The 22,985-nt window shown below is 57.1% G+C and carries 23 protein-coding genes; 22 read left to right on the top strand and 1 reads right to left on the bottom strand.

The window, feature by feature from the left end; translation table 11 throughout:
• Positions 1 to 32 precede the first annotated feature (32 nt).
• Positions 33 to 1,553 (bottom strand): chromosomal replication initiator protein DnaA, encoded by a 1,521-nt coding sequence (dnaA, locus tag HBO41_RS23150; protein WP_017135130.1) that lies wholly within the window; start codon positions 1,551 to 1,553, stop codon positions 33 to 35.
• Positions 1,554 to 2,139: 586 nt separating this feature from the next.
• Here dnaA and rpmH point away from each other — a divergent pair.
• The 22 genes from rpmH (at position 2,140) to HBO41_RS23040 (ending at position 22,893) form a co-directional block, all read left to right on the top strand.
• Positions 2,140 to 2,274: a 50S ribosomal protein L34 gene (gene rpmH / locus HBO41_RS23145; RefSeq protein WP_003213577.1), complete on the top strand. Its 135-nt coding sequence runs from the start codon at positions 2,140 to 2,142 to the stop codon at positions 2,272 to 2,274.
• A gap of 16 nt (positions 2,275 to 2,290) precedes the next feature.
• Positions 2,291 to 2,695 carry a ribonuclease P protein component gene (gene rnpA / locus HBO41_RS23140; protein ID WP_026013533.1) on the top strand — a complete coding sequence of 135 codons (405 nt, stop codon included), beginning with the start codon at positions 2,291 to 2,293 and terminating at the stop codon, positions 2,693 to 2,695.
• Positions 2,688 to 2,933 carry a membrane protein insertion efficiency factor YidD gene (gene yidD / locus HBO41_RS23135; protein ID WP_073636650.1) on the top strand — a complete coding sequence of 82 codons (246 nt, stop codon included), beginning with the start codon at positions 2,688 to 2,690 and terminating at the stop codon, positions 2,931 to 2,933. The genes rnpA and yidD overlap by 8 nt, the downstream gene beginning before the upstream one ends.
• Positions 2,934 to 2,935: 2 nt before the next feature.
• Complete coding sequence (yidC, locus tag HBO41_RS23130; RefSeq protein WP_017135128.1) at positions 2,936 to 4,618, top strand: membrane protein insertase YidC; 1,683 nt, start codon at positions 2,936 to 2,938, stop codon at positions 4,616 to 4,618.
• A 79-nt stretch (positions 4,619 to 4,697) separates the two neighbouring features.
• On the top strand, positions 4,698 to 6,068 hold the full coding sequence (gene mnmE / locus HBO41_RS23125) for a tRNA uridine-5-carboxymethylaminomethyl(34) synthesis GTPase MnmE (protein WP_169987885.1): 1,371 nt from the start codon (positions 4,698 to 4,700) through the stop codon (positions 6,066 to 6,068).
• A gap of 553 nt (positions 6,069 to 6,621) precedes the next feature.
• Positions 6,622 to 8,514, top strand: a complete 1,893-nt coding sequence (gene mnmG / locus HBO41_RS23120) for a tRNA uridine-5-carboxymethylaminomethyl(34) synthesis enzyme MnmG (RefSeq protein WP_026013532.1) — start codon at positions 6,622 to 6,624, stop codon at positions 8,512 to 8,514.
• A complete protein-coding gene (gene rsmG / locus HBO41_RS23115; protein WP_017135125.1) occupies positions 8,511 to 9,155 on the top strand; it encodes a 16S rRNA (guanine(527)-N(7))-methyltransferase RsmG in 645 nt (214 codons plus the stop codon). The genes mnmG and rsmG overlap by 4 nt, the downstream gene beginning before the upstream one ends.
• An 18-nt stretch (positions 9,156 to 9,173) precedes the next feature.
• Positions 9,174 to 9,971 carry a ParA family protein gene (locus tag HBO41_RS23110; protein ID WP_016978715.1) on the top strand — a complete coding sequence of 266 codons (798 nt, stop codon included), beginning with the start codon at positions 9,174 to 9,176 and terminating at the stop codon, positions 9,969 to 9,971.
• Between the two features lie 9 nt (positions 9,972 to 9,980).
• Complete coding sequence (locus HBO41_RS23105; RefSeq protein WP_169987883.1) at positions 9,981 to 10,853, top strand: ParB/RepB/Spo0J family partition protein; 873 nt, start codon at positions 9,981 to 9,983, stop codon at positions 10,851 to 10,853.
• A 148-nt stretch (positions 10,854 to 11,001) separates the two neighbouring features.
• Positions 11,002 to 11,409, top strand: a complete 408-nt coding sequence (locus HBO41_RS23100; RefSeq protein WP_010565865.1) for a F0F1 ATP synthase subunit I — start codon at positions 11,002 to 11,004, stop codon at positions 11,407 to 11,409.
• A gap of 16 nt (positions 11,410 to 11,425) precedes the next feature.
• Complete coding sequence (gene atpB / locus HBO41_RS23095; protein ID WP_017135123.1) at positions 11,426 to 12,295, top strand: F0F1 ATP synthase subunit A; 870 nt, start codon at positions 11,426 to 11,428, stop codon at positions 12,293 to 12,295.
• Positions 12,296 to 12,428: 133 nt separating this feature from the next.
• Positions 12,429 to 12,686, top strand: a complete 258-nt coding sequence (gene atpE, locus HBO41_RS23090; protein ID WP_002555987.1) for a F0F1 ATP synthase subunit C — start codon at positions 12,429 to 12,431, stop codon at positions 12,684 to 12,686.
• 56 nt (positions 12,687 to 12,742) lie between these two features.
• Positions 12,743 to 13,213 (top strand): F0F1 ATP synthase subunit B, encoded by a 471-nt coding sequence (locus tag HBO41_RS23085; protein WP_017135122.1) that lies wholly within the window; start codon positions 12,743 to 12,745, stop codon positions 13,211 to 13,213.
• Between the two features lie 12 nt (positions 13,214 to 13,225).
• Positions 13,226 to 13,762: a F0F1 ATP synthase subunit delta gene (locus HBO41_RS23080; RefSeq protein ID WP_017135121.1), complete on the top strand. Its 537-nt coding sequence runs from the start codon at positions 13,226 to 13,228 to the stop codon at positions 13,760 to 13,762.
• A 21-nt stretch (positions 13,763 to 13,783) separates the two neighbouring features.
• Positions 13,784 to 15,328 carry a F0F1 ATP synthase subunit alpha gene (gene atpA / locus HBO41_RS23075; RefSeq protein ID WP_017135120.1) on the top strand — a complete coding sequence of 515 codons (1,545 nt, stop codon included), beginning with the start codon at positions 13,784 to 13,786 and terminating at the stop codon, positions 15,326 to 15,328.
• A gap of 50 nt (positions 15,329 to 15,378) precedes the next feature.
• On the top strand, positions 15,379 to 16,239 hold the full coding sequence (gene atpG, locus HBO41_RS23070; RefSeq protein ID WP_010207685.1) for a F0F1 ATP synthase subunit gamma: 861 nt from the start codon (positions 15,379 to 15,381) through the stop codon (positions 16,237 to 16,239).
• A gap of 27 nt (positions 16,240 to 16,266) precedes the next feature.
• Complete coding sequence (atpD, locus tag HBO41_RS23065) at positions 16,267 to 17,643, top strand: F0F1 ATP synthase subunit beta (RefSeq protein WP_017135118.1); 1,377 nt, start codon at positions 16,267 to 16,269, stop codon at positions 17,641 to 17,643.
• Positions 17,644 to 17,687: 44 nt separating this feature from the next.
• Positions 17,688 to 18,104, top strand: a complete 417-nt coding sequence (locus tag HBO41_RS23060) for a F0F1 ATP synthase subunit epsilon (RefSeq protein ID WP_017135117.1) — start codon at positions 17,688 to 17,690, stop codon at positions 18,102 to 18,104.
• A 123-nt stretch (positions 18,105 to 18,227) separates the two neighbouring features.
• Positions 18,228 to 19,595, top strand: a complete 1,368-nt coding sequence (glmU, locus tag HBO41_RS23055; RefSeq protein ID WP_169987880.1) for a bifunctional UDP-N-acetylglucosamine diphosphorylase/glucosamine-1-phosphate N-acetyltransferase GlmU — start codon at positions 18,228 to 18,230, stop codon at positions 19,593 to 19,595.
• Between the two features lie 241 nt (positions 19,596 to 19,836).
• Positions 19,837 to 20,604, top strand: a complete 768-nt coding sequence (locus HBO41_RS23050) for a DeoR/GlpR family DNA-binding transcription regulator (protein WP_017135115.1) — start codon at positions 19,837 to 19,839, stop codon at positions 20,602 to 20,604.
• 10 nt (positions 20,605 to 20,614) lie between these two features.
• Positions 20,615 to 22,447: a glutamine--fructose-6-phosphate transaminase (isomerizing) gene (gene glmS / locus HBO41_RS23045; RefSeq protein WP_099550204.1), complete on the top strand. Its 1,833-nt coding sequence runs from the start codon at positions 20,615 to 20,617 to the stop codon at positions 22,445 to 22,447.
• An 80-nt stretch (positions 22,448 to 22,527) separates the two neighbouring features.
• Positions 22,528 to 22,893 (top strand): hypothetical protein, encoded by a 366-nt coding sequence (locus tag HBO41_RS23040; RefSeq protein ID WP_099550205.1) that lies wholly within the window; start codon positions 22,528 to 22,530, stop codon positions 22,891 to 22,893.
• The last annotated feature ends 92 nt before the right edge of the window (positions 22,894 to 22,985 follow it).

Below are 22,985 nucleotides of genomic sequence, written 5' to 3'. Positions count from 1 at the left end.
GTCCCTTGCCTTAATAAGCTGCGCTGGTGTCATCAGGTAGTCAGTGTACGCAGCAGGTTCTTGTAGTCCTCGCGAATATCCGCGTCGGATTCCTTAAGTTCATTGATCTTGCGGCACGCGTGCAAGACCGTGGTGTGGTCGCGACCGCCAAACACATCACCGATTTCCGGCAGGCTGTGGTTGGTCAGCTCTTTGGAGAGCGCCATCGCCACCTGACGTGGACGTGCCACCGAGCGCGAACGGCGCTTGGACAGCAGGTCTGAAATCTTGATCTTGTAGTACTCAGCCACGGTGCGCTGAATGTTATCCACACTCACCAGCTTGTCTTGCAGAGCCAACAGGTCTTTCAGGGATTCGCGAATCAACTCGATGGTGATGTCGCGGCCCATAAAGTGCGAGTGTGCAATGACCCGCTTGAGCGCGCCTTCCAACTCACGCACGTTGGAACGAATGCGTTGGGCGATAAAGAAAGCTGCATCGTGGGGCAGGTCGACTTTTGCCTGGTCGGCCTTTTTCATCAGGATCGCCACACGGGTTTCCAGCTCCGGCGGTTCTACCGCAACGGTCAGGCCCCAGCCAAAGCGTGACTTCAAGCGTTCTTCCAGGCCTTCGATTTCCTTCGGGTAACGGTCACTGGTCAGGATGACCTGTTGGCCGCCTTCGAGCAGCGCGTTGAAGGTGTGGAAAAACTCTTCCTGGGAACGTTCCTTGCGAGCGAAAAATTGAATGTCATCGATCAGCAAAGCGTCCACAGAACGGTAGAAACGCTTGAATTCGTTGATTGCGTTGAGCTGCAAGGCCTTGACCATGTCAGCCACGAAGCGCTCCGAGTGCAGGTACACAACCTTGGCATTCGGGTTCTTCTTTAATAGATGGTTACCCACAGCATGCATCAAGTGGGTCTTACCCAAGCCAACGCCACCATAAAGGAAGAGCGGGTTGTAACCATGCTTGGGGTTATCGGCAACCTGCCAGGCGGCCGCGCGGGCCAACTGGTTGGATTTACCTTCGACGAAGTTCTCAAAGGTAAAGGTGCGGTTCAGGTAACTGGTGTGCTTGAGCGCACCTTCCACCTGCACGGTGCGCTGCTCAGCGCGAACCGGTGCTTGCTGGGAGCTGGCGCCGGCCATCGGGTCAAAGCTGTCACGCGACGGTTCTTCATTTATAGGCGCGTTTTTCTGCGACGAGGATTTCGACGGCGCCTGGGCCACGGGCGCCGGCGAGTTATTAACAGGTGCCGGTGCTGCTTGGGCTTGCGACGCAGCAGCAGCCAGCGGCGCATTCGGCGCAGCGCGAGGTGCAGAGCTGCGTTTGCTGCCTATTAATAAGGAAAGCACGGGCGCGATGCCGTTGCCGTGTTCATCGAGCAATTCGAGAACGCGGCTCAGGTATTTTTCGTTGACCCAGTCGAGAACAAAACGATTCGGCGCGTAGACACGCAACTCGTCGCCTTCGGCTTCGACCTGTAGCGGACGGATCCAGGTGTTGAATTGCTGGGCAGGCAGCTCTTCGCGCAAAAGCTCCACGCACTGCTGCCAAAGTTCCACTGACACGGATATCCCCTAAGTTGAAAGCCGGTGAGGCAAAAACAGCCGCCATTGTAGCGGCCAGACGCCCACTTATCCACATGTAGGTTGCTCACAGAGCAGCCAAAATCAACGTGTTAAGTGCAAAAAAGCCGACCAATGGTCTGTGCATAAGCTCTGTGGATAAGCGCACCTAAGCTCGTTGCACAAGTGGGGTCGAAAGTCTGTGGGTAACTGGCCTGTGGATAACAACCCATTCCACCCACAGCTTATCCGACAGCGCAGCACAGGCAGAGCACCGTTTTCCCCCGTACTTGTCATTCTCTGTACAGCAGGTGGAATATGGCCTCAAGGCAGTTATCCACAGATGATCGCCTGCCTAGCTTTTATAAGCTTTACAGAAAAGCTTTAAATAACTTCCTTCTTTATTTTTATATCTATGGCATTGCTCGTGAAAGCCCGGCCGACAGAAAAGGACCGATTACCTGTAGAAGATCTAATTGAAGGAAAAGCTGGTTGGAAATTGACCTAGAGGCTTGCTTTCTCTAGAATCGCCGGTCTCTTAAAACGGGGGCCATTCCGGCCCGTTGTGGACGAACCAGGTAACAACGCCATGAAACGTACTTTCCAACCAAGCACCATCAAACGCGCCCGTACTCACGGCTTCCGTGCTCGCATGGCTACCAAGAACGGCCGTGCTGTCCTGTCGCGTCGCCGCGCCAAAGGTCGTGCGCGTCTGGCAGTTTGATAATCCGGTACTGGTGGTGAGTCAGGACTTCAGTCGGGAAAAGCGTCTGCTAACCCCCCGGCATTTCAAGGCAGTCTTTGACTCCCCCACCGGCAAGGTTCCGGGGAAAAATCTCCTGCTCCTTGCGCGTAACAACGATCTGGATCACCCCCGTCTCGGGTTGGTGATCGGCAAGAAGAGCGTAAAGCTCTCCGTTGAGCGCAATCGCCTCAAGCGTCTGATGCGCGAATCGTTTCGCCTCCACCAGGACACTCTGGTTGGTTGGGATATTGTTATCGTCGCGCGCAAAGGCTTGGGGGATGTAGAAAACCCCGAATTGATTCAGCATTTCGGCAAGCTCTGGAAACGTTTGGCGCGTACCAACAAGCCAGCACCAGCAGTCAGCACCGAAACTGTAGGGGTAGACAGCACCAATGCGTAAACTGGCACTCGTTCCGATCCAGTTTTACCGTTATGCCATTAGTCCTCTGATGGCCGACCACTGTCGTTTCTACCCCAGTTGTTCCTGCTACGCGTTAGAGGCCATAGAAAATCATGGTCTTCTGCGCGGTGGCTGGCTGGCCTTTCGTCGTTTAGGCCGCTGTCATCCGTGGAATCCCGGTGGTTTCGACCCGGTTCCACCTATCCCTACCTCCCGTTCTTCTTCGATGGCCGAGTAATCATGGATATTAAACGCACGATCCTGATCGTCGCCCTGGCAATCGTGTCCTACGTCATGGTTCTTAAGTGGAACCAGGACTACGGCCAGGCTGCCCTGCCGACTCAGAATGTTGCTACCAATCAGGCTGCGCCGGCTATTCCGGACACCCCGCTGGGTAACAATGCGTCCGCGAGTGCCGATGTTCCCAGCGCGAATGGCGAGACAAGCGCCCCTCTAGAAACGCCAGTGGTCACCAATAAAGACCTCATCCACGTGAAAACGGATGTGCTCGACCTGGCTATCGACCCACAAGGTGGTGATATCGCGCAGTTGAAACTGCCGCTGTATCCACGTCGCCAAGACCATCCAGATGTTCCGTTCCAACTGTTCGATAACGGTGGTGAACGTACTTATCTGGCGCAAAGCGGCCTGACCGGCACTGACGGTCCTGATGCTCGTGCTACCGGTCGTCCGGTTTATTCGACCGAACAGAAGACTTATCAACTGGCTGATGGCCAGAACCAGTTGAATGTCGACCTGAAATTCAGCCTCGACGGCGTCAACTACATCAAGCGTTTCAGCTTCACCCGTGGTTTGTACGACTTGAAGGTCACTTACCTGATCGACAACGAAAGCGCCAAGCCATGGACGGGCAACCTGTTTGCCCAGCTCAAGCGTGACAACAGCGCCGATCCTTCTTCCAGCACCGCCACCGGCACTGCGACTTACCTGGGCGCCGCCCTGTGGACAAGTAGCGAGCCGTACAAAAAAGTGTCGATGAAAGATATCGACAAGGGCGCGCTGAAAGAAACCGTCCAAGGTGGCTGGGTTGCCTGGTTGCAACACTACTTCGTGACCGCATGGATCCCGAACAAGGGTGAAGCCAACCTGGTTCAAACCCGCAAAGACAGCCAAGGCAACTACATCATTGGTTTTACTGGCCCGGCGTTGACCGTCGCTCCAGGTGCCAAGGCTGAAACCAGCACTACCCTGTACGCCGGCCCGAAAAGCCAGGCTGTGCTCAAAGAGTTGTCCCCAGGTCTGGAACTGACTGTGGATTACGGCATTCTGTGGTTCATTGCCCAGCCTATTTTCTGGCTGCTGCAACATATCCACAGCATTGTGGGTAACTGGGGCTTCTCGATCATCTTCCTGACCATGCTGATCAAAGGGATTTTCTTCCCTCTGTCGGCAGCCAGCTATAAGTCGATGGCGCGCATGCGTGCCGTTGCGCCGAAACTGGCCGCTCTGAAAGAGCAACATGGTGACGACCGGCAGAAAATGTCGCAGGCCATGATGGAGCTGTACAAGAAAGAGAAGATCAACCCGCTGGGTGGTTGCTTGCCGATTCTGGTGCAGATGCCGGTATTCCTGTCGCTGTACTGGGTTCTCCTGGAAAGCGTCGAAATGCGCCAGGCACCGTTCATTCTGTGGATAACTGACCTGTCGATTAAAGACCCGTTCTTTATTCTGCCGATCATCATGGGCGCGACCATGTTTATCCAGCAGCGTCTGAACCCGACTCCGCCGGACCCGATGCAGGCCAAGGTCATGAAGATGATGCCAATCATCTTCACCTTCTTCTTCCTGTGGTTCCCAGCCGGTCTGGTTCTGTACTGGGTGGTCAACAACGTGTTGTCGATCTCTCAACAGTGGTACATCACACGTAAAATCGAAGCGGCTACCAAAAAAGCTGCGGCGTAATTTACTCTGTGGATAACCACTCAAGACGCCCCCTAGTGGGGCGTTTTGCTTTCTGTCACTTTTGTTCTGGAACCTGCTGATGAGCGCTCCTCGTGAAACCATCGCTGCTGTCGCTACCGCTCAAGGTCGCGGCGGTGTTGGTATCGTTAGAATTTCCGGGCCGCTGGCCAGCGTGGCGGCCCAGGCCATCAGCGGCCGTGAGTTGAAACCCCGATATGCCCATTACGGGCCGTTCCTGGATGCTGATGAAACAGTATTGGATGAGGGGCTGGTGCTGTATTTCCCCGGCCCTAACTCGTTCACCGGCGAAGACGTGCTGGAACTGCAGGGCCATGGTGGCCCGGTAGTGCTGGATATGTTGCTGCAGCGTTGCCTGCAATTGGGCTGCCGTCTGGCGCGCCCAGGCGAATTCAGCGAGCGGGCATTCCTTAACGACAAACTGGACCTGGCCCAGGCCGAGGCGATTGCGGATTTGATCGAGGCCAGTTCTGCACAGGCGGCGCGCAATGCGTTGCGCTCACTGCAGGGCGCTTTTTCCCTGCGTGTGCATAACTTGACCGAACAGTTGATCAGTCTGCGTATCTACGTTGAGGCTGCGATTGACTTCCCAGAGGAAGAAATCGACTTCCTCGCTGATGGCCACGTCCTGGCGATGCTGGATAAAGTTCGCGACGAGTTATCCACCGTACTGCGCGAGGCCGGGCAGGGTGCTTTGCTGCGTGACGGTATGACGGTAGTGATTGCCGGGCGACCCAATGCCGGCAAGTCCAGCCTGCTCAATGCGCTGGCTGGCCGAGAAGCCGCGATCGTCACCGAGATTGCCGGCACCACCCGGGACATCTTGCGCGAACATATCCACATCGATGGTATGCCGCTGCACGTGGTCGACACCGCCGGCTTGCGCGATACCGAAGACCAGGTAGAAAAGATCGGCGTGGAACGGGCGCTCAAGGCGATCAGTGAAGCGGACCGCGTATTGCTGGTGGTGGATGCCACTGCGCCAGAGGCTGCGGATCCATTTGCCCTGTGGCCGGAATTTCTCGAGCAACGGCCAGACCCGGCCAAAGTCACCTTGATCCGCAACAAGGCCGATTTGACTGGTGAAGCCATTGCCATGGAGACCAGCGACGATGGCCACGTGACCATCAGCCTGAGCGCAAAGTCAGCGGGCGATGGTTTGGAATTGCTGCGCGACCACCTCAAAGCCTGCATGGGCTATGAGCAGACCTCCGAAAGCAGCTTCAGCGCACGCCGCAGGCACCTGGAAGCGCTGCGCCATGCCAGCGCGGCGTTGGAGCACGGTCGGGCTCAGTTGACCTTGGCGGGGGCTGGCGAGCTGCTGGCTGAGGATTTACGCCAGGCGCAGCAGCTGTTGGGTGAGATTACCGGCGCTTTCAGCTCCGATGATCTGCTCGGAAGGATCTTTTCCAGCTTCTGCATCGGTAAATAACCCTTCGTTGTCCACAGGCAGGCCATTCGCGCCTGCCTGTTTCGCCCGCCTCAGGGCATTCAATTCCCATTTTTGACTCATTACCTAAAAGGCAGGTGGCTTTTGCGTGGGCGAGATTTGGCCATGCAAGCCATTTTCTGTGGATTAAGCCCTGTGAATAACCGCACCTGTGCCCAGTTGATAACAGGGCTTGAAACCTGAGCAAAACCCCCTCTGTGGATAACCACCCCTTTAATCCACAGGCTTAAAGCACTTATCCAAGGGCCTCATTGGCACATGACCACAGACTTTTGAATCTCTGTACACGACGTAAATAGAGGCTTGTAGAGATCTATCCACAGAAAGTATGCTCAGTAGAAATAAACATAAAAACAAAGATCTTATAAATTTCTTCTTTTTTAATTTCTATTGTCTGTGATTCATCCACAGCTGGTTAAATTTTGTGCAAAGGGTTCTTTAGGAAGGGCTAAGTCCCTATACTTGCCGCCATAGCTCTAAAACTCTTTCAACAAACAATTCCTGATTACCTACATAAGCAGGCACGAGGTGCGTGGTGGATTTCCCTTCCCGTTTTGAAGTGATCGTCATCGGCGGCGGTCATGCCGGTACCGAGGCAGCACTGGCGTCAGCACGCATGGGCGTTAAAACCCTGTTGTTGACGCACAACGTGGAAACCCTCGGTGCCATGAGTTGCAACCCCGCCATCGGTGGGATCGGCAAAAGCCATCTGGTTAAAGAAATTGATGCCCTTGGCGGTGTCATGGCCATGGCTACCGACAGAGGTGGTATTCAATTTCGCGTGCTCAACAGCCGCAAAGGCCCGGCCGTACGTGCTACTCGGGCACAGGCAGACCGCATCCTGTACAAGGCTGCGGTACGTGAAACCCTGGAAAACCAGCCGAACCTGTGGATATTTCAACAGGCTGCCGATGACCTGATCGTCGAACAGGACGTAGTGAAGGGCGTTGTCACCCAGATGGGCCTGCGTTTCTTCGCAGAATCCGTGGTGTTGACCACCGGCACATTCCTGGGCGGACTTATCCACATCGGTATGCAGAACTATTCCGGCGGTCGCGCCGGTGATCCGCCATCGATTGCCCTGGCAAAACGCCTGCGCGAGTTACCACTGCGAGTCGGTCGCTTGAAAACAGGTACCCCGCCGCGTATCGACGGGCGTTCTGTGGATTTCTCGGTGATGACCGAACAAGCCGGTGATACGCCAATCCCGGTCATGTCGTTCATGGGTTCCAAAGAGCAGCACCCGAAACAGGTGAGCTGCTGGATTACGCACACCAACGCCCGCACCCACGAGATCATTGCCGCGAACCTCGACCGTTCGCCGATGTATTCCGGGGTGATTGAAGGCATCGGCCCGCGTTATTGCCCTTCGATCGAAGACAAGATCCATCGCTTTGCCGACAAGGAAAGCCACCAGGTCTTCATCGAGCCCGAAGGCTTGACCACCCATGAGCTGTACCCGAACGGGATTTCCACGTCCTTGCCGTTCGACGTGCAAATTCAGATCGTGCAGTCGATTCGCGGCATGGAAAACGCCCACATCGTGCGTCCGGGCTACGCCATCGAGTACGACTACTTCGACCCGCGTGATCTGAAGTACAGCCTCGAAACCAAAGTCATTGCCGGTCTGTTTTTCGCTGGCCAAATCAATGGCACCACCGGTTACGAAGAAGCCGGCGCCCAAGGTTTGCTGGCCGGGACCAACGCAGCACTGCGCGCGCAGGGCAAAGACAGCTGGTGCCCGCGTCGCGATGAAGCGTACATCGGCGTATTGGTCGATGACCTGATTACCCTGGGCACCCAGGAACCGTATCGGATGTTCACGTCCCGGGCGGAATACCGTTTGATCCTGCGCGAAGACAACGCCGACCTGCGCCTGACCGAAAAAGGTCGCGAGCTGGGCCTGGTCGATGACGCGCGTTGGGCAGCCTTCTGCAAAAAACGCGAAAGCATCACGCTCGAAGAGCAACGTCTGAAAAGTACCTGGGTTCGCCCAGGCACGGAGCAGGGCGATGCGATTGCGGAAAAATTCGGTACGCCGCTGACCCACGAATACAACCTGCTGAACCTGCTGTCCCGTCCGGAAATCGACTACGCTGGCTTGGTCGAAGTGACAGGCCAGGGCGCAGAAGACCCACAGGTTGCCGAGCAGGTCGAGATCAAGACCAAATACGCCGGTTACATTGACCGCCAGCAGGATGAGATCGCTCGCCTGCGCGCCAGTGAAGACACCAAGCTGCCTGTGGATATCGATTACACCGGGATTTCGGGGTTGTCGAAAGAAATCCAAAGCAAGCTGGGGATAACTCGGCCGGAGACTCTTGGTCAGGCTTCACGTATTCCCGGCGTCACTCCGGCAGCGATTTCGCTGTTGATGATTCATTTGAAAAAACGCGGCGCGGGCCGTCAGTTGGAGCAAAGCGCTTGAGTTCGTTGGTCACCTCGCAACACGCCGAAGAATTATCCACAGGTGCGCGCCAGTTAGGCGTGGACCTGACCGCAGCCCAGCACGAATTACTGCTCGGCTACCTGGCCCTGTTGATCAAATGGAACAAAGCTTACAACCTGACTGCGGTGCGTAACCCCGACGAAATGGTTTCGCGTCATTTGCTCGACAGTTTGAGCGTGATGCCGTTTATCGAAAACGGCCGTTGGCTTGACGTGGGCAGTGGCGGTGGGATGCCAGGCATTCCGCTGGCGATCCTGTTTCCCGAGTCGCAAGTGACGTGCCTGGACAGCAACGGCAAGAAAACCCGCTTCCTGACCCAGGTAAAACTCGAGCTCAAGCTGGAAAACCTGCAAGTTATCCACAGTCGGGTCGAAGAGTTCACACCTGAACTGCCTTTCAATGGAATTGTTTCCCGGGCATTCAGCAGCATGGAGAACTTCAGCAATTGGACTCGCCACCTGGGCGACCGCGACACCCGCTGGCTGGCAATGAAGGGCGTTCATCCAAGCGACGAGCTGTTAGCATTGCCGACAGACTTCCACCTCGATAGCGAACACGCCTTGGCCGTACCCGGTTGCCAAGGCCAACGCCATCTGCTGATACTGCGCCGCACGGCATGATTGGGAACACAAGCAAGAATGGCTAAGGTATTCGCGATAGCGAACCAGAAAGGTGGCGTGGGCAAAACCACCACCTGCATCAACCTCGCAGCATCCCTGGTCGCCACCAAGCGTCGGGTGCTGTTGATCGATCTCGATCCACAGGGCAACGCCACCATGGGTAGCGGTGTGGATAAACACGGCCTGGAAAATTCGGTCTACGACTTGCTGATCGGCGAGTGTGACCTGGCCCAGGCCATGCACTACTCCGAGCACGGTGGTTATCAACTGCTGCCGGCCAACCGCGATTTGACCGCGGCGGAAGTGGTGCTGCTCGAAATGCAGATGAAAGAAAGCCGTCTGCGCAGCGCCTTGGCGCCGATCCGCGAGAATTACGATTACATTTTGATCGACTGCCCACCGTCGCTGTCGATGCTCACGCTCAACGCATTGGTTGCCGCCGATGGGGTGATTATCCCCATGCAGTGCGAGTATTACGCACTGGAAGGCTTGAGCGACCTTGTGGATAACATCAAGCGAATCGCTGAGCTGCTGAACCCGAACCTGCAGATCGAGGGTCTTCTGCGTACGATGTTCGATCCGCGCCTGAGCCTGATGAACGATGTGTCGGCACAGCTCAAGGAACACTTTGGTGATCAGTTGTACGACACCGTGATCCCACGCAACATCCGCCTGGCCGAAGCGCCAAGCTACGGCATGCCCGCGCTGGCGTACGACAAATCATCGCGTGGCGCCATTGCCTACCTGGCACTGGCCGGCGAGATGGTTCGCCGTCAACGCCGCAACTCACGCACCGCTGCAGCCCAGCCAACTTAAGGAATCCCCATGGCCGTCAAGAAACGAGGTCTCGGACGTGGACTGGATGCACTGTTGAGTGGTCCGACTGTCACTTCGCTTGAAGAACAAGCGGTACAGGCCGACGAGCGCGAGCTGCAACATTTGCCGCTGGACTTGATCCAGCGCGGCAAATACCAGCCACGCCGCGATATGGACCCCCAGGCGCTGGAAGAACTGGCCAACTCGATCAAGGCCCAGGGCGTGATGCAGCCGATTGTGGTGCGCCCGATCGGCGGCGGTCGGTTTGAAATCATCGCCGGCGAACGCCGCTGGCGCGCAAGCCAGCAGGCCGGAAAGGAAACTATCCCGGCGATGGTGCGCGATGTACCGGATGAAACCGCCATCGCCATGGCGTTGATCGAAAACATCCAGCGTGAAGACCTCAACCCGGTTGAAGAAGCGATCGCGTTGCAGCGTTTGCAGCAGGAATTCCAGCTGACCCAGCAACAAGTGGCCGACGCGGTGGGTAAGTCCCGCGTCACGGTGTCCAACTTGCTGCGTCTGATCGCGTTGCCGGAAGTCATCAAGACCATGTTGTCCCACGGCGACCTGGAAATGGGTCATGCCCGTGCTTTGCTCGGTTTGCCGGAAAATCAACAGGTTGAAGGGGCGCGACACGTTGTCGCACGAGGGCTCACGGTGCGTCAGACTGAGGCGCTGGTTCGCCAGTGGCTGAGCGGCAAACCTGCACCGGTCGAACCCGCCAAACCTGATCCGGATATCGCACGCCTCGAGCAGCGCCTGGCCGAGCGGCTGGGCTCTGCGGTACAAATTCGCCACGGCAAGAAGGGCAAAGGGCAATTGGTTATCGGATATAACTCGCTTGACGAGCTTCAGGGCGTCCTTGCCCACATCCGCTGAAACATTTGCTTATGTAGCGCGCGATCGGAAAACACTACCCGACAGTTGAATAGGGGCTGAACCGCCCCTATACTCTGCGCGCATTTTGTCGGCACAAATTATGCCAAGTTATTGATTCTCGGCAGCCGACCATTGAGGAGCAAAAGTGATGGAAACCCGCACGCCAAACACGTTGCCGTTCCATCGCTTGGCCGTTTTCCCGGTTTTATTGGCTCAATTTGTCATTCTACTGATCGCCGCGTTGGCGCTTTGGTACTGGCATGGAGTCGTAGCCGGATATTCAGGACTCTGCGGAGGCCTGATAGCCTTGCTGCCCAATATGTATTTTGCTCACAGGGCCTTTCGGTTTTCCGGCGCCCGAGCAGCCCAGGCTATCGTCCGGTCATTTTATGCCGGCGAGGCGGGGAAACTGATTTTGACGGCAGTGCTGTTTGCACTGACCTTTGCAGGTGTGAAGCCATTGGCGCCGCTGGCTGTATTCGGCGTCTTCGTGTTGACCCAACTGGTCAGCTGGTTCGCTCCCCTGCTAATGAAAACAAGACTTTCGAAACCTTAGGGCGTTTGAGGCAACCATGGCAGAAACAACCGCTTCGGGCTATATCCAGCACCACTTGCAGAACCTGACCTTCGGTCAGCTTCCCAACGGCGGCTGGGGCTTCGCCCACACCGCAGCAGAAGCCAAAGAAATGGGTTTCTGGGCTTTCCACCTGGATACTCTGGGCTGGTCGGTCGCATTGGGTCTGATCTTCGTCCTGATTTTCCGCATGGCGGCAAAAAAGGCGACTTCCGGTCAGCCAGGTGCTTTGCAGAACTTCGTTGAAGTATTGGTCGAATTCGTCGATGGCAGCGTGAAAGACAGCTTCCATGGCCGTAGCCCGGTGATTGCACCGCTGGCACTGACCATCTTCGTCTGGGTGTTCCTGATGAACGCCGTCGACCTGATCCCGGTTGACTGGATTCCTCAGCTCGCCATGGCGATCAGCGGCGATCCGCATATTCCATTCCGTGCCGTATCGACCACTGACCCTAACGCTACCCTGGGCATGGCCTTGTCGGTATTCGCGTTGATCATTTTCTACAGCATCAAGATCAAGGGCATCGGCGGCTTCATCGGCGAACTGACCCTGCACCCGTTCGGCAGCAAGAACATTTTCGTTCAAGCCCTGCTGATCCCGGTGAACTTCCTGCTGGAGTTCGTCACCCTGATCGCCAAGCCTATCTCCCTGGCTCTGCGACTGTTCGGCAACATGTATGCCGGCGAGCTGGTGTTCATTCTGATCGCTGTGATGTTCGGCAGTGGTCTGCTCTGGCTTAGCGGCCTGGGCATTGTTCTGCAGTGGGCGTGGGCTGTGTTCCACATCCTGATCATCACCCTGCAGGCCTTCATCTTCATGATGCTGACCATCGTCTACCTGTCGATGGCGCACGAAGAGAACCATTAAGACCGGTCTCGACTAGTCTGATGTCCTTCCCGGTGAAACGGGAAGGTGGCCCACCAGGGCTATGAAACGATTTGTTTTACCGCTTTAAAATCTAAAAAACCTAAACCATACGACGTAAAAGTCGGGAGGAAAGATGGAAACTGTAGTTGGTCTAACCGCTATCGCTGTTGCACTGTTGATCGGCCTGGGCGCCCTGGGTACTGCCATTGGTTTCGGCCTGCTGGGCGGCAAGTTCCTGGAAGGCGCAGCGCGTCAGCCAGAAATGGTCCCAATGCTGCAGGTTAAAATGTTCATCGTTGCCGGTCTGCTCGACGCCGTGACCATGATCGGTGTTGGTATCGCTCTGTTCTTCACCTTCGCGAACCCCTTCGTTGGTCAACTCGCCGGTTAATCACTCGTTTTTTCGAGTGATTGGTGTGTTGTGCAACGAACGAGCGAGGTATTGGCGTGAACATTAATGCAACCATTATTGGTCAGTCCTTAGCGTTCTTGATTTTTGTCGTTTTCTGCATGAAGTTCGTATGGCCTCCGGTCATCGCAGCTTTGCACGAACGTCAGAAGAAGATCGCGGATGGACTGGACGCTGCCACCCGTGCAGCTCGCGACCTGGAGTTGGCCCAAGAGAAAGCGGGCCATCAACTGCGCGATGCTAAGGCACAGGCAGCTGAAATCATTGAGCAAGCCAAGAAACGCGGTAATCAGATTGTTGAAGAGGCTGTTGAAAAAGCCCGTATCGACGCTGACCGTGTGAAGGTTCAGGCTCAGGCCGAGATCGAGCAGGAATTGAACAGTGTCAAAGATGCGCTGCGTGCCCAACTGGGTGCTCTGGCCGTCGGCGGTGCTGAGAAGATCCTGGGTGCCACAATCGATCAAAACGCGCACGCGGAGCTGGTTAACAAACTGGCTGCTGAAATCTAAGCGAGGGCGATCATGGCAGAATTGACCACGTTGGCCCGACCTTACGCTAAGGCAGCCTTCGAGCACGCCCAGGCCCACCAGCAGCTGGCCTCTTGGTCAGCCATGCTCGGCCTGGCTGCAGCAGTGTCGCAAGACGACACCATGCAGCGCGTGCTCAAGGCCCCGCGACTGACGAGCGCAGACAAGGCCGCCACTTTTATTGAAGTGTGCGGCGACAAGTTTGATGTGAAGGTACAGAACTTCATCCACGTCGTTGCCGAAAACGACCGTCTCCCGCTTTTGCCGGAGATCGCCGCTCTGTTCGACCTGTACAAGGCCGAAGAAGAGAAATCGGTAGACGTTGAAGTGACCAGTGCTTTTGCATTGAACCAAGAACAGCAAGACAAACTCGCCAAGGTTCTCAGTGCACGACTCAATCGGGAAGTGCGCCTGCAAGCTTCGGAGGACGCATCCCTGATTGGTGGTGTTGTTATCCGTGCCGGCGACCTGGTTATCGATGGCTCGATTCGCGGCAAAATCGCGAAACTTGCCGAAGCATTGAAATCTTGAGTTTGAAGGGGCAGCAGAGCAATGCAGCAACTCAATCCTTCCGAAATAAGTGAAATTATCAAGGGCCGCATCGACAAGCTCGATGTGACCTCCCAAGCCCGTAACGAAGGCACTGTCGTCAGCGTATCTGACGGCATCGTGCGGATTCACGGTCTGGCCGACGTCATGTACGGCGAGATGATCGAGTTTCCGGGCGGCGTCTACGGTATGGCCCTCAACCTGGAGCAAGACTCCGTAGGTGCCGTTGTATTGGGCGCGTACACCAGTCTGGCTGAAGGCATGAGCGCCAAGTGCACAGGCCGCATCCTGGAAGTTCCGGTTGGTAAGGAACTGCTGGGTCGCGTAGTCGACGCACTGGGTAACCCTGTTGACGGTAAAGGTCCACTGGGCAACACCGAGACCGACGCGGTCGAGAAAGTTGCTCCAGGCGTGATCTGGCGTAAGTCGGTAGACCAGCCTGTACAGACTGGCTACAAGGCTGTCGATGCCATGATCCCAGTCGGCCGTGGCCAGCGTGAGCTGATCATCGGTGACCGTCAGATCGGTAAAACCGCTCTGGCGATCGACGCGATCATCAACCAGAAAGACAGCGGCATTTTCTGCGTCTACGTAGCCATTGGTCAGAAGCAATCGACCATCGCCAACGTGGTTCGCAAGCTGGAAGAAAACGGCGCCCTGGCCAACACGATCATCGTGGCTGCCAGTGCTTCGGAATCTCCTGCGCTGCAATTCCTGGCACCGTACTCCGGTTGCACCATGGGTGAATTCTTCCGCGACCGCGGTGAAGACGCGCTGATCGTTTATGACGATCTGTCCAAGCAAGCAGTGGCTTACCGCCAGATTTCCCTGCTGCTGCGCCGTCCACCAGGCCGTGAAGCTTACCCAGGCGACGTGTTCTATCTCCACTCCCGTCTGCTGGAGCGCGCATCCCGCGTTTCGGAAGAATACGTAGAGAAGTTCACCAACGGCGCAGTGACCGGCAAAACCGGTTCCCTGACCGCACTGCCGATCATCGAAACCCAGGCTGGCGACGTTTCCGCGTTCGTTCCGACCAACGTGATTTCCATCACCGACGGTCAGATCTTCCTGGAATCGGCCATGTTCAACTCCGGGATCCGTCCTGCTGTGAACGCCGGTGTTTCGGTATCCCGTGTGGGTGGTGCCGCTCAGACCAAGATCATCAAGAAGCTCTCCGGTGGTATCCGTACCGCTCTGGCTCAGTACCGTGAACTGGCGGCATTCGCCCAGTTCGCTTCTGACCTGGACGAAGCGACCCGTAAGCAACTTGAGCATGGTCAGCGCGTTACCGAGCTGATGAAGCAGAAGCAATACGCCCCAATGTCGATCGCTGACATGGCGTTGTCGCTGTATGCCGCTGAGCGTGGGTTCCTGACTGACGTCGAAATCACCAAGGTCGGCAGCTTTGAACAAGCGCTGATTGCTTACTTCAACCGCGATCACGCCGACTTGTTGGCCAAGATCAACGTGAAGGGTGACTTCAATGACGAAATCGACGCTGGCATGAAAGCCGGTATCGAGAAGTTCAAGGCCACCCAAACCTGGTAAGCCGCAGCGGGAGCCGCAAGGCTCCCGCTTGCTAACCTGATAGGTGTTACATGGCAGGCGCAAAAGAGATTCGCAGTAAGATTGCGAGCATCAAAAGCACGCAAAAGATTACCAGCGCCATGGAAAAAGTGGCGGTCAGCAAAATGCGCAAGGCACAAATGCGCATGGCTGCTAGCCGTCCTTATGCGGAGCGTATCCGCCAGGTAATTGGGCATTTGGCTAACGCCAACCCGGAATACCGCCACCCGTTCATGATCGACCGCGAAGTTAAGCGTGTGGGTTATGTGGTAGTGAGCAGTGACCGTGGTTTGTGCGGTGGTCTGAATACCAACCTGTTCAAGGCCCTGGTCAAGGACATGGCGGTAAACCGCGAAAAGGGCGTCGAGATCGATCTGTGTGTAGTTGGTAGCAAGGGTGCGGCCTTTTTCCGCAACTTCGGCGGTAACGTCGTTGCAGCTATCAGCCACCTGGGTGAAGAGCCGTCGATCAATGATTTGATCGGCAGTGTGAAGGTGATGCTGGATGCGTACCTGGAAGGCCGGATTGACCGCCTGTCCGTGGTATCCAACAAGTTCATCAACACCATGACCCAGCAGCCAACCGTGGAGCAATTGATTCCACTGGTGGCGACTCCGGATCAGGAACTCAAGCACCACTGGGACTACCTCTACGAACCAGACGCCAAAGAGCTGCTTGACGGCTTGATGGTGCGCTACGTGGAGTCGCAGGTGTACCAGGCGGTGGTCGAGAACAACGCAGCTGAACAAGCGGCGCGGATGATCGCGATGAAAAACGCTACCGATAACGCCGGTGATCTGATCAGCGATTTGCAGCTGATCTACAACAAGGCGCGTCAGGCTGCGATCACCCAAGAGATCTCGGAAATCGTCGGCGGCGCTGCCGCGGTTTAACGGTTCAAATATTCAGAGGATCCAGCTATGAGTAGCGGACGTATCGTTCAAATCATCGGCGCCGTTATCGACGTGGAATTCCCACGCGACAGCGTACCGAGCATCTACAACGCGCTGAAAGTACAAGGCGCGGAAACCACCCTGGAAGTTCAGCAGCAGCTGGGCGACGGCGTGGTTCGTACCATTGCGATGGGTTCCACCGAAGGCTTGAAGCGCGGTCTGGACGTTGTCGACACTGGCGCTGCCATTTCCGTACCGGTCGGTAAAGCGACCCTGGGCCGGATCATGGACGTACTGGGCAACCCGATTGACGAAGCTGGCCCGATCGACACCGAAGAGCGCTGGGGCATTCACCGTCCAGCACCTTCGTTCGCCGAACAAGCTGGCGGCAACGATCTGCTCGAAACCGGTATCAAGGTTATCGATCTGGTTTGCCCGTTCGCCAAAGGCGGTAAAGTCGGTCTGTTCGGTGGTGCCGGTGTAGGCAAAACCGTAAACATGATGGAACTGATCCGTAACATCGCCATCGAGCACAGCGGTTATTCCGTGTTCGCCGGTGTGGGTGAGCGTACTCGTGAGGGTAACGACTTCTACCACGAGATGAAGGACTCCAACGTTCTGGACAAAGTGGCACTGGTTTACGGTCAGATGAACGAGCCGCCGGGTAACCGTCTGCGCGTAGCACTGACCGGCCTGACCATGGCCGAGAAGTTCCGTGACGAAGGTAACGACGTTCTGCTGTTCGTCGACAACATCTACCGTTACACCTTGGCCGGTACTGAAGTATCCGCACTGCTGGGTCGTATGCCTTCCGCAGTAGGTTACCAGCCGACCCTGGCCGAAGAGATGGGCGTTCTGCAAGAACGTATCACTTCGACCAAAGAAGGTTCGATCACCTCGATCCAAGCGGTATACGTACCTGCGGATGACTTGACTGACCCGTCGCCTGCGACCACCTTCGCCCACTTGGACGCCACCGTCGTTCTGTCCCGTGACATCGCTTCCCTGGGTATCTACCCAGCGGTCGATCCACTCGACTCGACTTCGCGCCAGCTGGACCCGAACGTGATCGGCCAGGAGCACTACGACACCGCTCGCGGCGTTCAGTACGTGCTGCAGCGTTACAAAGAACTGAAGGACATCATTGCGATCCTGGGTATGGACGAGCTGTCGGAAGCCGACAAGCAGTTGGTTAACCGTGCTCGTAAGATCCAGCGTTTCTTGTCGCAGCCGTTCTTCGTGGCTGAAGTCTTCACCGGTGCTTCGGGTAAATACGTTTCCCTGAAAGACACCATTGCTGGCTTCAAAGGCATCCTCAACGGTGACTACGACCACCTGCCAGAACAAGCGTTCTACATGGTCGGCGGCATCGAAGAAGCGATCGAGAAAGCCAAGAAACTGTAATCTCGGCGCCCGGAAACGGGCGCTCATCAGGTTGAGGCAATCAGATGGCTATGACAGTCCATTGCGATATCGTCAGCGCGGAAGGGGAAATCTTCTCCGGTCTGGTAGAAATGGTGATTGCACACGGCGATCTGGGTGATCTTGGTATCGCCATGGGTCACGCACCGTTGATCACCAGCTTGAAGCCAGGTCCGATCACTCTGACCAAGCAAGGCGGGGAACGTGAGGTGTTTTACATCTCCGGCGGTTTCCTCGAGGTTCAGCCGAACATGGTCAAGGTACTTGCCGACACCGTGCAACGTGCTGGCGACCTGGATGAAGCCTCCGCTCAGGAAGCCGTCAAGGCTGCCGAGAAGGCCCTGAACGAAAAGGGTGCGGACTTCGACTACAGCGCTGCTGCTGTACGTCTGGCCGAGGCTGCAGCCCAGCTGCGCACGCTCCAGCAGATCCGCAAGAAGTAAGCGGCCCAGCCGCAATGCTTCAAGCGCGATTGATTAAAAAGGGTAGCCTCGGCTACCCTTTTTCTTTTTCAGCAAAACACTTCTCAGGTCTGAAGTCGGACCGCCCAGGATTGGTAGCCATTCATGTCTCTTGAAATTGTCATTCTCGCCGCAGGCCAGGGCACCCGCATGCGTTCAGCCCTGCCCAAGGTGCTGCACCCGGTCGCGGGCAATTCCATGCTTGGTCATGTTATCCACAGCGCCCGGCAGCTGGACCCCCAGCGTATTCACGTGGTGATTGGCCATGGTGCCGACGTGGTGCGTGAACGCCTGGCGGCGGATGATTTGAATTTCGTGTTGCAGGACAAACAACTGGGCACCGGCCACGCGACTGCGCAGGCCGTACCGTTCATCAGCGCCGACACCGTACTGATCCTCTACGGCGACGTACCGCTGATCGAAGTCGAAACCCTGCAACGCCTGCTCAAGCACGTGGTACCTGGCCAGATGGGCCTGCTCACCGTTGAGCTGGATGACCCAACCGGCTACGGCCGTATCGTGCGCGATGCCAGCGGCAAGGTCGCTGCCATCGTCGAACACAAAGACGCCAGCGAAGCCCAGCGTGCGATTACCGAAGGCAACACCGGCATTCTCGCCGTGCCGGCCAACATGCTGGCTGACTGGATGAGCCGCTTGTCCAACAACAATGCCCAGGGCGAGTACTACCTCACCGACGTCATTGAGATGGCCGTCAGTGACGGCCTGCTGGTTGCCACCGAGCAGCCCCATGACCCGATGGAAGTGCAGGGCGCCAACGACCGCAAGCAGCTTGCCGAGCTTGAGCGCCACTACCAACTGCGTGAAGGTCGCCGCCTGATGGCCCAGGGCGTAACCCTGCGTGATCCGGCGCGTTTCGACGTGCGCGGTGAAGTCACCGTGGGCCGCGACGTGCTGATCGACATCAACGTAATCCTCGAGGGTCGTGTGATCATCGAAGATAACGTGGTAATTGGCCCTAACTGCGTAATCAAGGACAGCACCTTGCGCAAAGGTGTGGTGGTCAAGGCCAACAGCCATCTTGAAGGTGCAGTGATGGGCGAGGGCAGTGATGCCGGTCCGTTTGCGCGCCTTCGTCCGGGCAGTGTGCTGGGTGCCCGTGCGCACGTCGGCAATTTCGTCGAACTCAAGAACGCGAAAATGGGCGACGACGCCAAGGCCGGTCACTTGGCCTACCTCGGCGATGCGGTGATCGGCGCGCGCAGCAACATCGGCGCCGGTGCGATCACCTGCAACTACGATGGCGCCAACAAGTACCAGACCACCATTGGTGAGGATGTATTTATCGGCTCCAACAACTCGCTGATTGCGCCGGTCACCATTGGGGATGGTTCAAACACTGCGGCAGGTTCGACCATCAATCAGGATGTGGATAAGTCCCAACTGGCTGTTGCCCGCGCCCGCCAGCGCAACATCGACGGCTGGAAACGCCCGGTCAAAATCAAAAAGACCTGAGTTATCCACAACCTCACCAGCTAATGCTATCTCCTGTGGGAGCTGGCTTGCCTGCGATAGCGGTCTGGCATTCACGATGAATGTTGCCTGACACTCCGCCATCGCAGGCAAGCCAGCTCCCACATTGGTTGAGTGGTGTTAGCAAAAATCAGCGTAAAAATTACAGCTTGCCGCTTGACGATCTTTCGCCAATAGGTTTTGATTGCCTTCGTTATCTTTCGAAACGAAACTTATCACTACTATGTCGAAACGAAATACACCCCAACGACGCCACAACATTCTGACCCTGCTCAATGAACAGGGCGAAGTCAGCGTGGACGAATTGGCCAAACGTTTCGAAACGTCGGAAGTGACCATCCGCAAGGACCTCGCCGCCCTCGAAAGCAATGGTCTGCTGCTGCGCCGCTACGGTGGCGCGATCACCATGCCCCAAGAGCTGGTCGGTGATGCCGCTCAACCCATCTCGGCCTACAAGCGCGCCATCGCCCGTGCGGCCGTCATGCGCTTGCGTGAACACGCGCGCATCATCATCGACAGCGGCAGCACCACCGCCGCCATGATCCCGGAGCTCGGCCACCAGCCGGGCCTGGTGGTGATGACCAACTCCCTGCACGTGGCCCGCGCGCTGAGCGAGCTGGAACATGAGCCGGTGTTATTGATGACCGGCGGCACCTGGGACCCGCATTCGGATTCATTCCAGGGCCAGGTCGCCGAACAAGTGCTGCGTTCCTATGATTTTGATCAGTTGTTTATCGGCGCCGACGGCATCGATCTGGAACGTGGCACCACCACCTTCAACGAACTGCTGGGCCTGAGCCGTGTAATGGCCGAGGTCGCCCGTGAAGTGGTGGTGATGGTCGAATCCGACAAGATCGGCCGCAAGATCCCCAACCTGGAGCTGCCCTGGAGCAGCGTCCATACCCTTATTACCGATGATCGCCTGCCGCTTGAGGCCCGCGACCAGATCCAAGCCCGCGGCATTACGCTGATATGCGCGGCAATCATCTAGGAGATACACCATGTGTGGAATTGTAGGCGCAGTCGCTGAACGCAACGTCACCGCCATCCTGCTTGAAGGCCTCAAACGTCTGGAATACCGCGGCTATGACAGCGCTGGCGTAGCCGTATTTACCAACGCCGGCAAGCTCGAGCGCATGCGCCGCCCAGGCAAAGTCAGCGAGCTGGAACAAGCTTTGCTCGGCGAGCCGCTGGTGGGTCGTCTTGGCATCGCCCACACCCGTTGGGCCACCCACGGTGCACCGTGCGAACGTAACGCTCACCCGCATTTCTCCGGCGACCTGGCCGTGGTGCACAACGGCATTATCGAAAACCACGAAGTGCTGCGCGAACAGCTCAAGGGCCTGGGCTACGAGTTCACCTCGGACACCGACACCGAAGTCATCGCCCATCTGCTCAACCACAAGCTCAAGGACCTCGGCGACCTGACTGTCGCGCTCAAAGCCACCGTCAAGGAACTGCACGGCGCCTATGGCCTGGCCGTGGTCTGCGCCAGCCAACCCGACCGCGTGGTGGCTGCGCGCAGTGGCAGCCCGTTGGTGATTGGCCTGGGCCTGGGCGAAAACTTCCTTGCCTCCGACCAACTGGCCCTGCGCCAAGTGACTGACCGCTTCATGTACCTGGAAGAAGGTGATATCGCCGATATTCGCCGTGAAAGTGTGCAGATCTGGGACGTCAACGGCGTGCCGGTCGAGCGCGAAGCTGTGCAATACCGCGACGGTGCCGAGGCCGCTGATAAAGGCGAATTCCGCCACTTCATGCTCAAGGAAATCCACGAGCAACCGTCTGTGGTGCAACGCACCCTGGAAGGCCGCCTGAGCCAGAACCAAGTGCTGGTCAACGCCTTCGGCCCACAAGCCGCCGAGCTGTTCGCCAAAGTGCGCAATGTGCAGATCGTCGCCTGCGGCACCAGCTACCACGCCGGTATGGTTGCCCGTTATTGGCTCGAAGAACTGGCCGGCATCCCGTGCCAGGTCGAAGTCGCCAGCGAGTTCCGCTACCGCAAGGTGGTGGTGCAGCCCGACACCCTGTTCGTGACCATCTCCCAGTCCGGCGAAACGGCTGACACCCTGGCCGCGCTGCGTAATGCCAAAGAACTCGGCTTCCTTGGCAGCCTGGCAATCTGCAACGTCAGCATCAGCTCGCTGGTGCGCGAGTCCGACCTGACCCTGTTGACCCAGGCTGGTCGCGAAATCGGCGTGGCGTCCACCAAAGCCTTTACCACCCAACTCGTTGGCCTGTTGCTGCTGACCCTGTCCCTGGGCCAGGTGCGCGGCACCCTCGCCGAAGGCGTCGAAGCCACATTGGTTGAAGAACTGCGCCGCCTGCCGGCCCGTCTGGGCGAAGCCCTGGCCATGGACAGCACCGTGGAAAAAGTCGCCGAACTGTTCGCCGACAAAAACCACACCCTGTTCCTCGGCCGTGGCGCGCAATACCCGGTAGCGATGGAAGGCTCACTCAAGCTCAAGGAAATCTCGTACATCCACGCCGAAGCCTACCCGGCCGGCGAGCTCAAACACGGCCCCTTGGCCCTGGTGGATGACGACATGCCGGTGGTCACCGTGGCGCCGAACAACGAACTGCTGGAGAAGCTCAAGTCCAACCTGCAGGAAGTACGCGCGCGTGGCGGTCAGTTGATCGTGTTTGCCGACGAAAAGGCTGGCATGACCAATGGCGAAGGCACCCACGTGATCAACATGCCGCACATCCACGACACCCTGTCGCCGATCCTCTACACCATCCCGTTGCAGCTGCTGTCGTATTACGTTGCTGTGCTCAAGGGCACTGACGTTGACCAGCCGCGTAACCTGGCGAAGTCGGTGACGGTGGAGTAAGCGCTGCTGGCGTATCGGAAGGGGCTATTTCAATAGCCCCTTTTTACATGCTGGAGCCGCCAACTCAAGGACGCCCGTTTATGCAAAGCCTCTCTACAATCGTACACGCACGCTTGCACAATCGCCGATTTGCGGTGGCGAACAACGCCCAAGGACTGTCCGGTGTCGGCACGGTATTTCATTACCTGGTCGAAGATGGCGTTATTTCGAGTACTTACCAAGGCGGTCGGATTCGTTTGGGAGCGCAGGTCGGACAGGTGACAGGTCACAACACCTTTGAGCTGCTTTTTCACTGTGTGACGATGGACGAGCAACTACTTGCCGGGTGGTCGAGAGGTACAGTGGGTGTCGACGCGTCAGGGCGCACAACCTTGAGCTTTGTTTGGGGCTGGTTGTCGGGCGCGACAGGTGGCGGCGAGTCGAATTACACCGAGTTGACTGCATGAGGTAGCCCGCCGAGAACCCCCATGCTCCCTGCCTCATTGATGTGCATTAGCGGCCACCTTATCCCTAGAATGCAGCCTTATGGATAGCCAGA

This window comes from Pseudomonas sp. WS 5146 (genome assembly GCF_012985495.1).
GTDB classification, from domain to species: domain Bacteria; phylum Pseudomonadota; class Gammaproteobacteria; order Pseudomonadales; family Pseudomonadaceae; genus Aquipseudomonas; species Aquipseudomonas edaphica.
The sequence above is the reverse complement of the archived record's forward strand: the minus strand, read 5'-3'. Positions and strand labels throughout refer to the sequence as shown.

Coding starts and splice junctions, on each gene's coding strand:
- rpmH (WP_003213577.1), top strand. CDS start 2,140: ATGAAACGTACTTTCCAACCAAGCACCATCAAACGCGCCCGTACTCAC.
- yidD (WP_073636650.1), top strand. CDS start 2,688: ATGCGTAAACTGGCACTCGTTCCGATCCAGTTTTACCGTTATGCCATT.
- yidC (WP_017135128.1), top strand. CDS start 2,936: ATGGATATTAAACGCACGATCCTGATCGTCGCCCTGGCAATCGTGTCC.
- mnmE (WP_169987885.1), top strand. CDS start 4,698: ATGAGCGCTCCTCGTGAAACCATCGCTGCTGTCGCTACCGCTCAAGGT.
- HBO41_RS23110 (WP_016978715.1), top strand. CDS start 9,174: ATGGCTAAGGTATTCGCGATAGCGAACCAGAAAGGTGGCGTGGGCAAA.
- HBO41_RS23105 (WP_169987883.1), top strand. CDS start 9,981: ATGGCCGTCAAGAAACGAGGTCTCGGACGTGGACTGGATGCACTGTTG.
- HBO41_RS23100 (WP_010565865.1), top strand. CDS start 11,002: ATGGAAACCCGCACGCCAAACACGTTGCCGTTCCATCGCTTGGCCGTT.
- atpB (WP_017135123.1), top strand. CDS start 11,426: ATGGCAGAAACAACCGCTTCGGGCTATATCCAGCACCACTTGCAGAAC.
- atpE (WP_002555987.1), top strand. CDS start 12,429: ATGGAAACTGTAGTTGGTCTAACCGCTATCGCTGTTGCACTGTTGATC.
- HBO41_RS23080 (WP_017135121.1), top strand. CDS start 13,226: ATGGCAGAATTGACCACGTTGGCCCGACCTTACGCTAAGGCAGCCTTC.
- atpA (WP_017135120.1), top strand. CDS start 13,784: ATGCAGCAACTCAATCCTTCCGAAATAAGTGAAATTATCAAGGGCCGC.
- atpG (WP_010207685.1), top strand. CDS start 15,379: ATGGCAGGCGCAAAAGAGATTCGCAGTAAGATTGCGAGCATCAAAAGC.
- atpD (WP_017135118.1), top strand. CDS start 16,267: ATGAGTAGCGGACGTATCGTTCAAATCATCGGCGCCGTTATCGACGTG.
- HBO41_RS23060 (WP_017135117.1), top strand. CDS start 17,688: ATGGCTATGACAGTCCATTGCGATATCGTCAGCGCGGAAGGGGAAATC.
- glmU (WP_169987880.1), top strand. CDS start 18,228: ATGTCTCTTGAAATTGTCATTCTCGCCGCAGGCCAGGGCACCCGCATG.
- HBO41_RS23050 (WP_017135115.1), top strand. CDS start 19,837: ATGTCGAAACGAAATACACCCCAACGACGCCACAACATTCTGACCCTG.
- glmS (WP_099550204.1), top strand. CDS start 20,615: ATGTGTGGAATTGTAGGCGCAGTCGCTGAACGCAACGTCACCGCCATC.
- HBO41_RS23040 (WP_099550205.1), top strand. CDS start 22,528: ATGCAAAGCCTCTCTACAATCGTACACGCACGCTTGCACAATCGCCGA.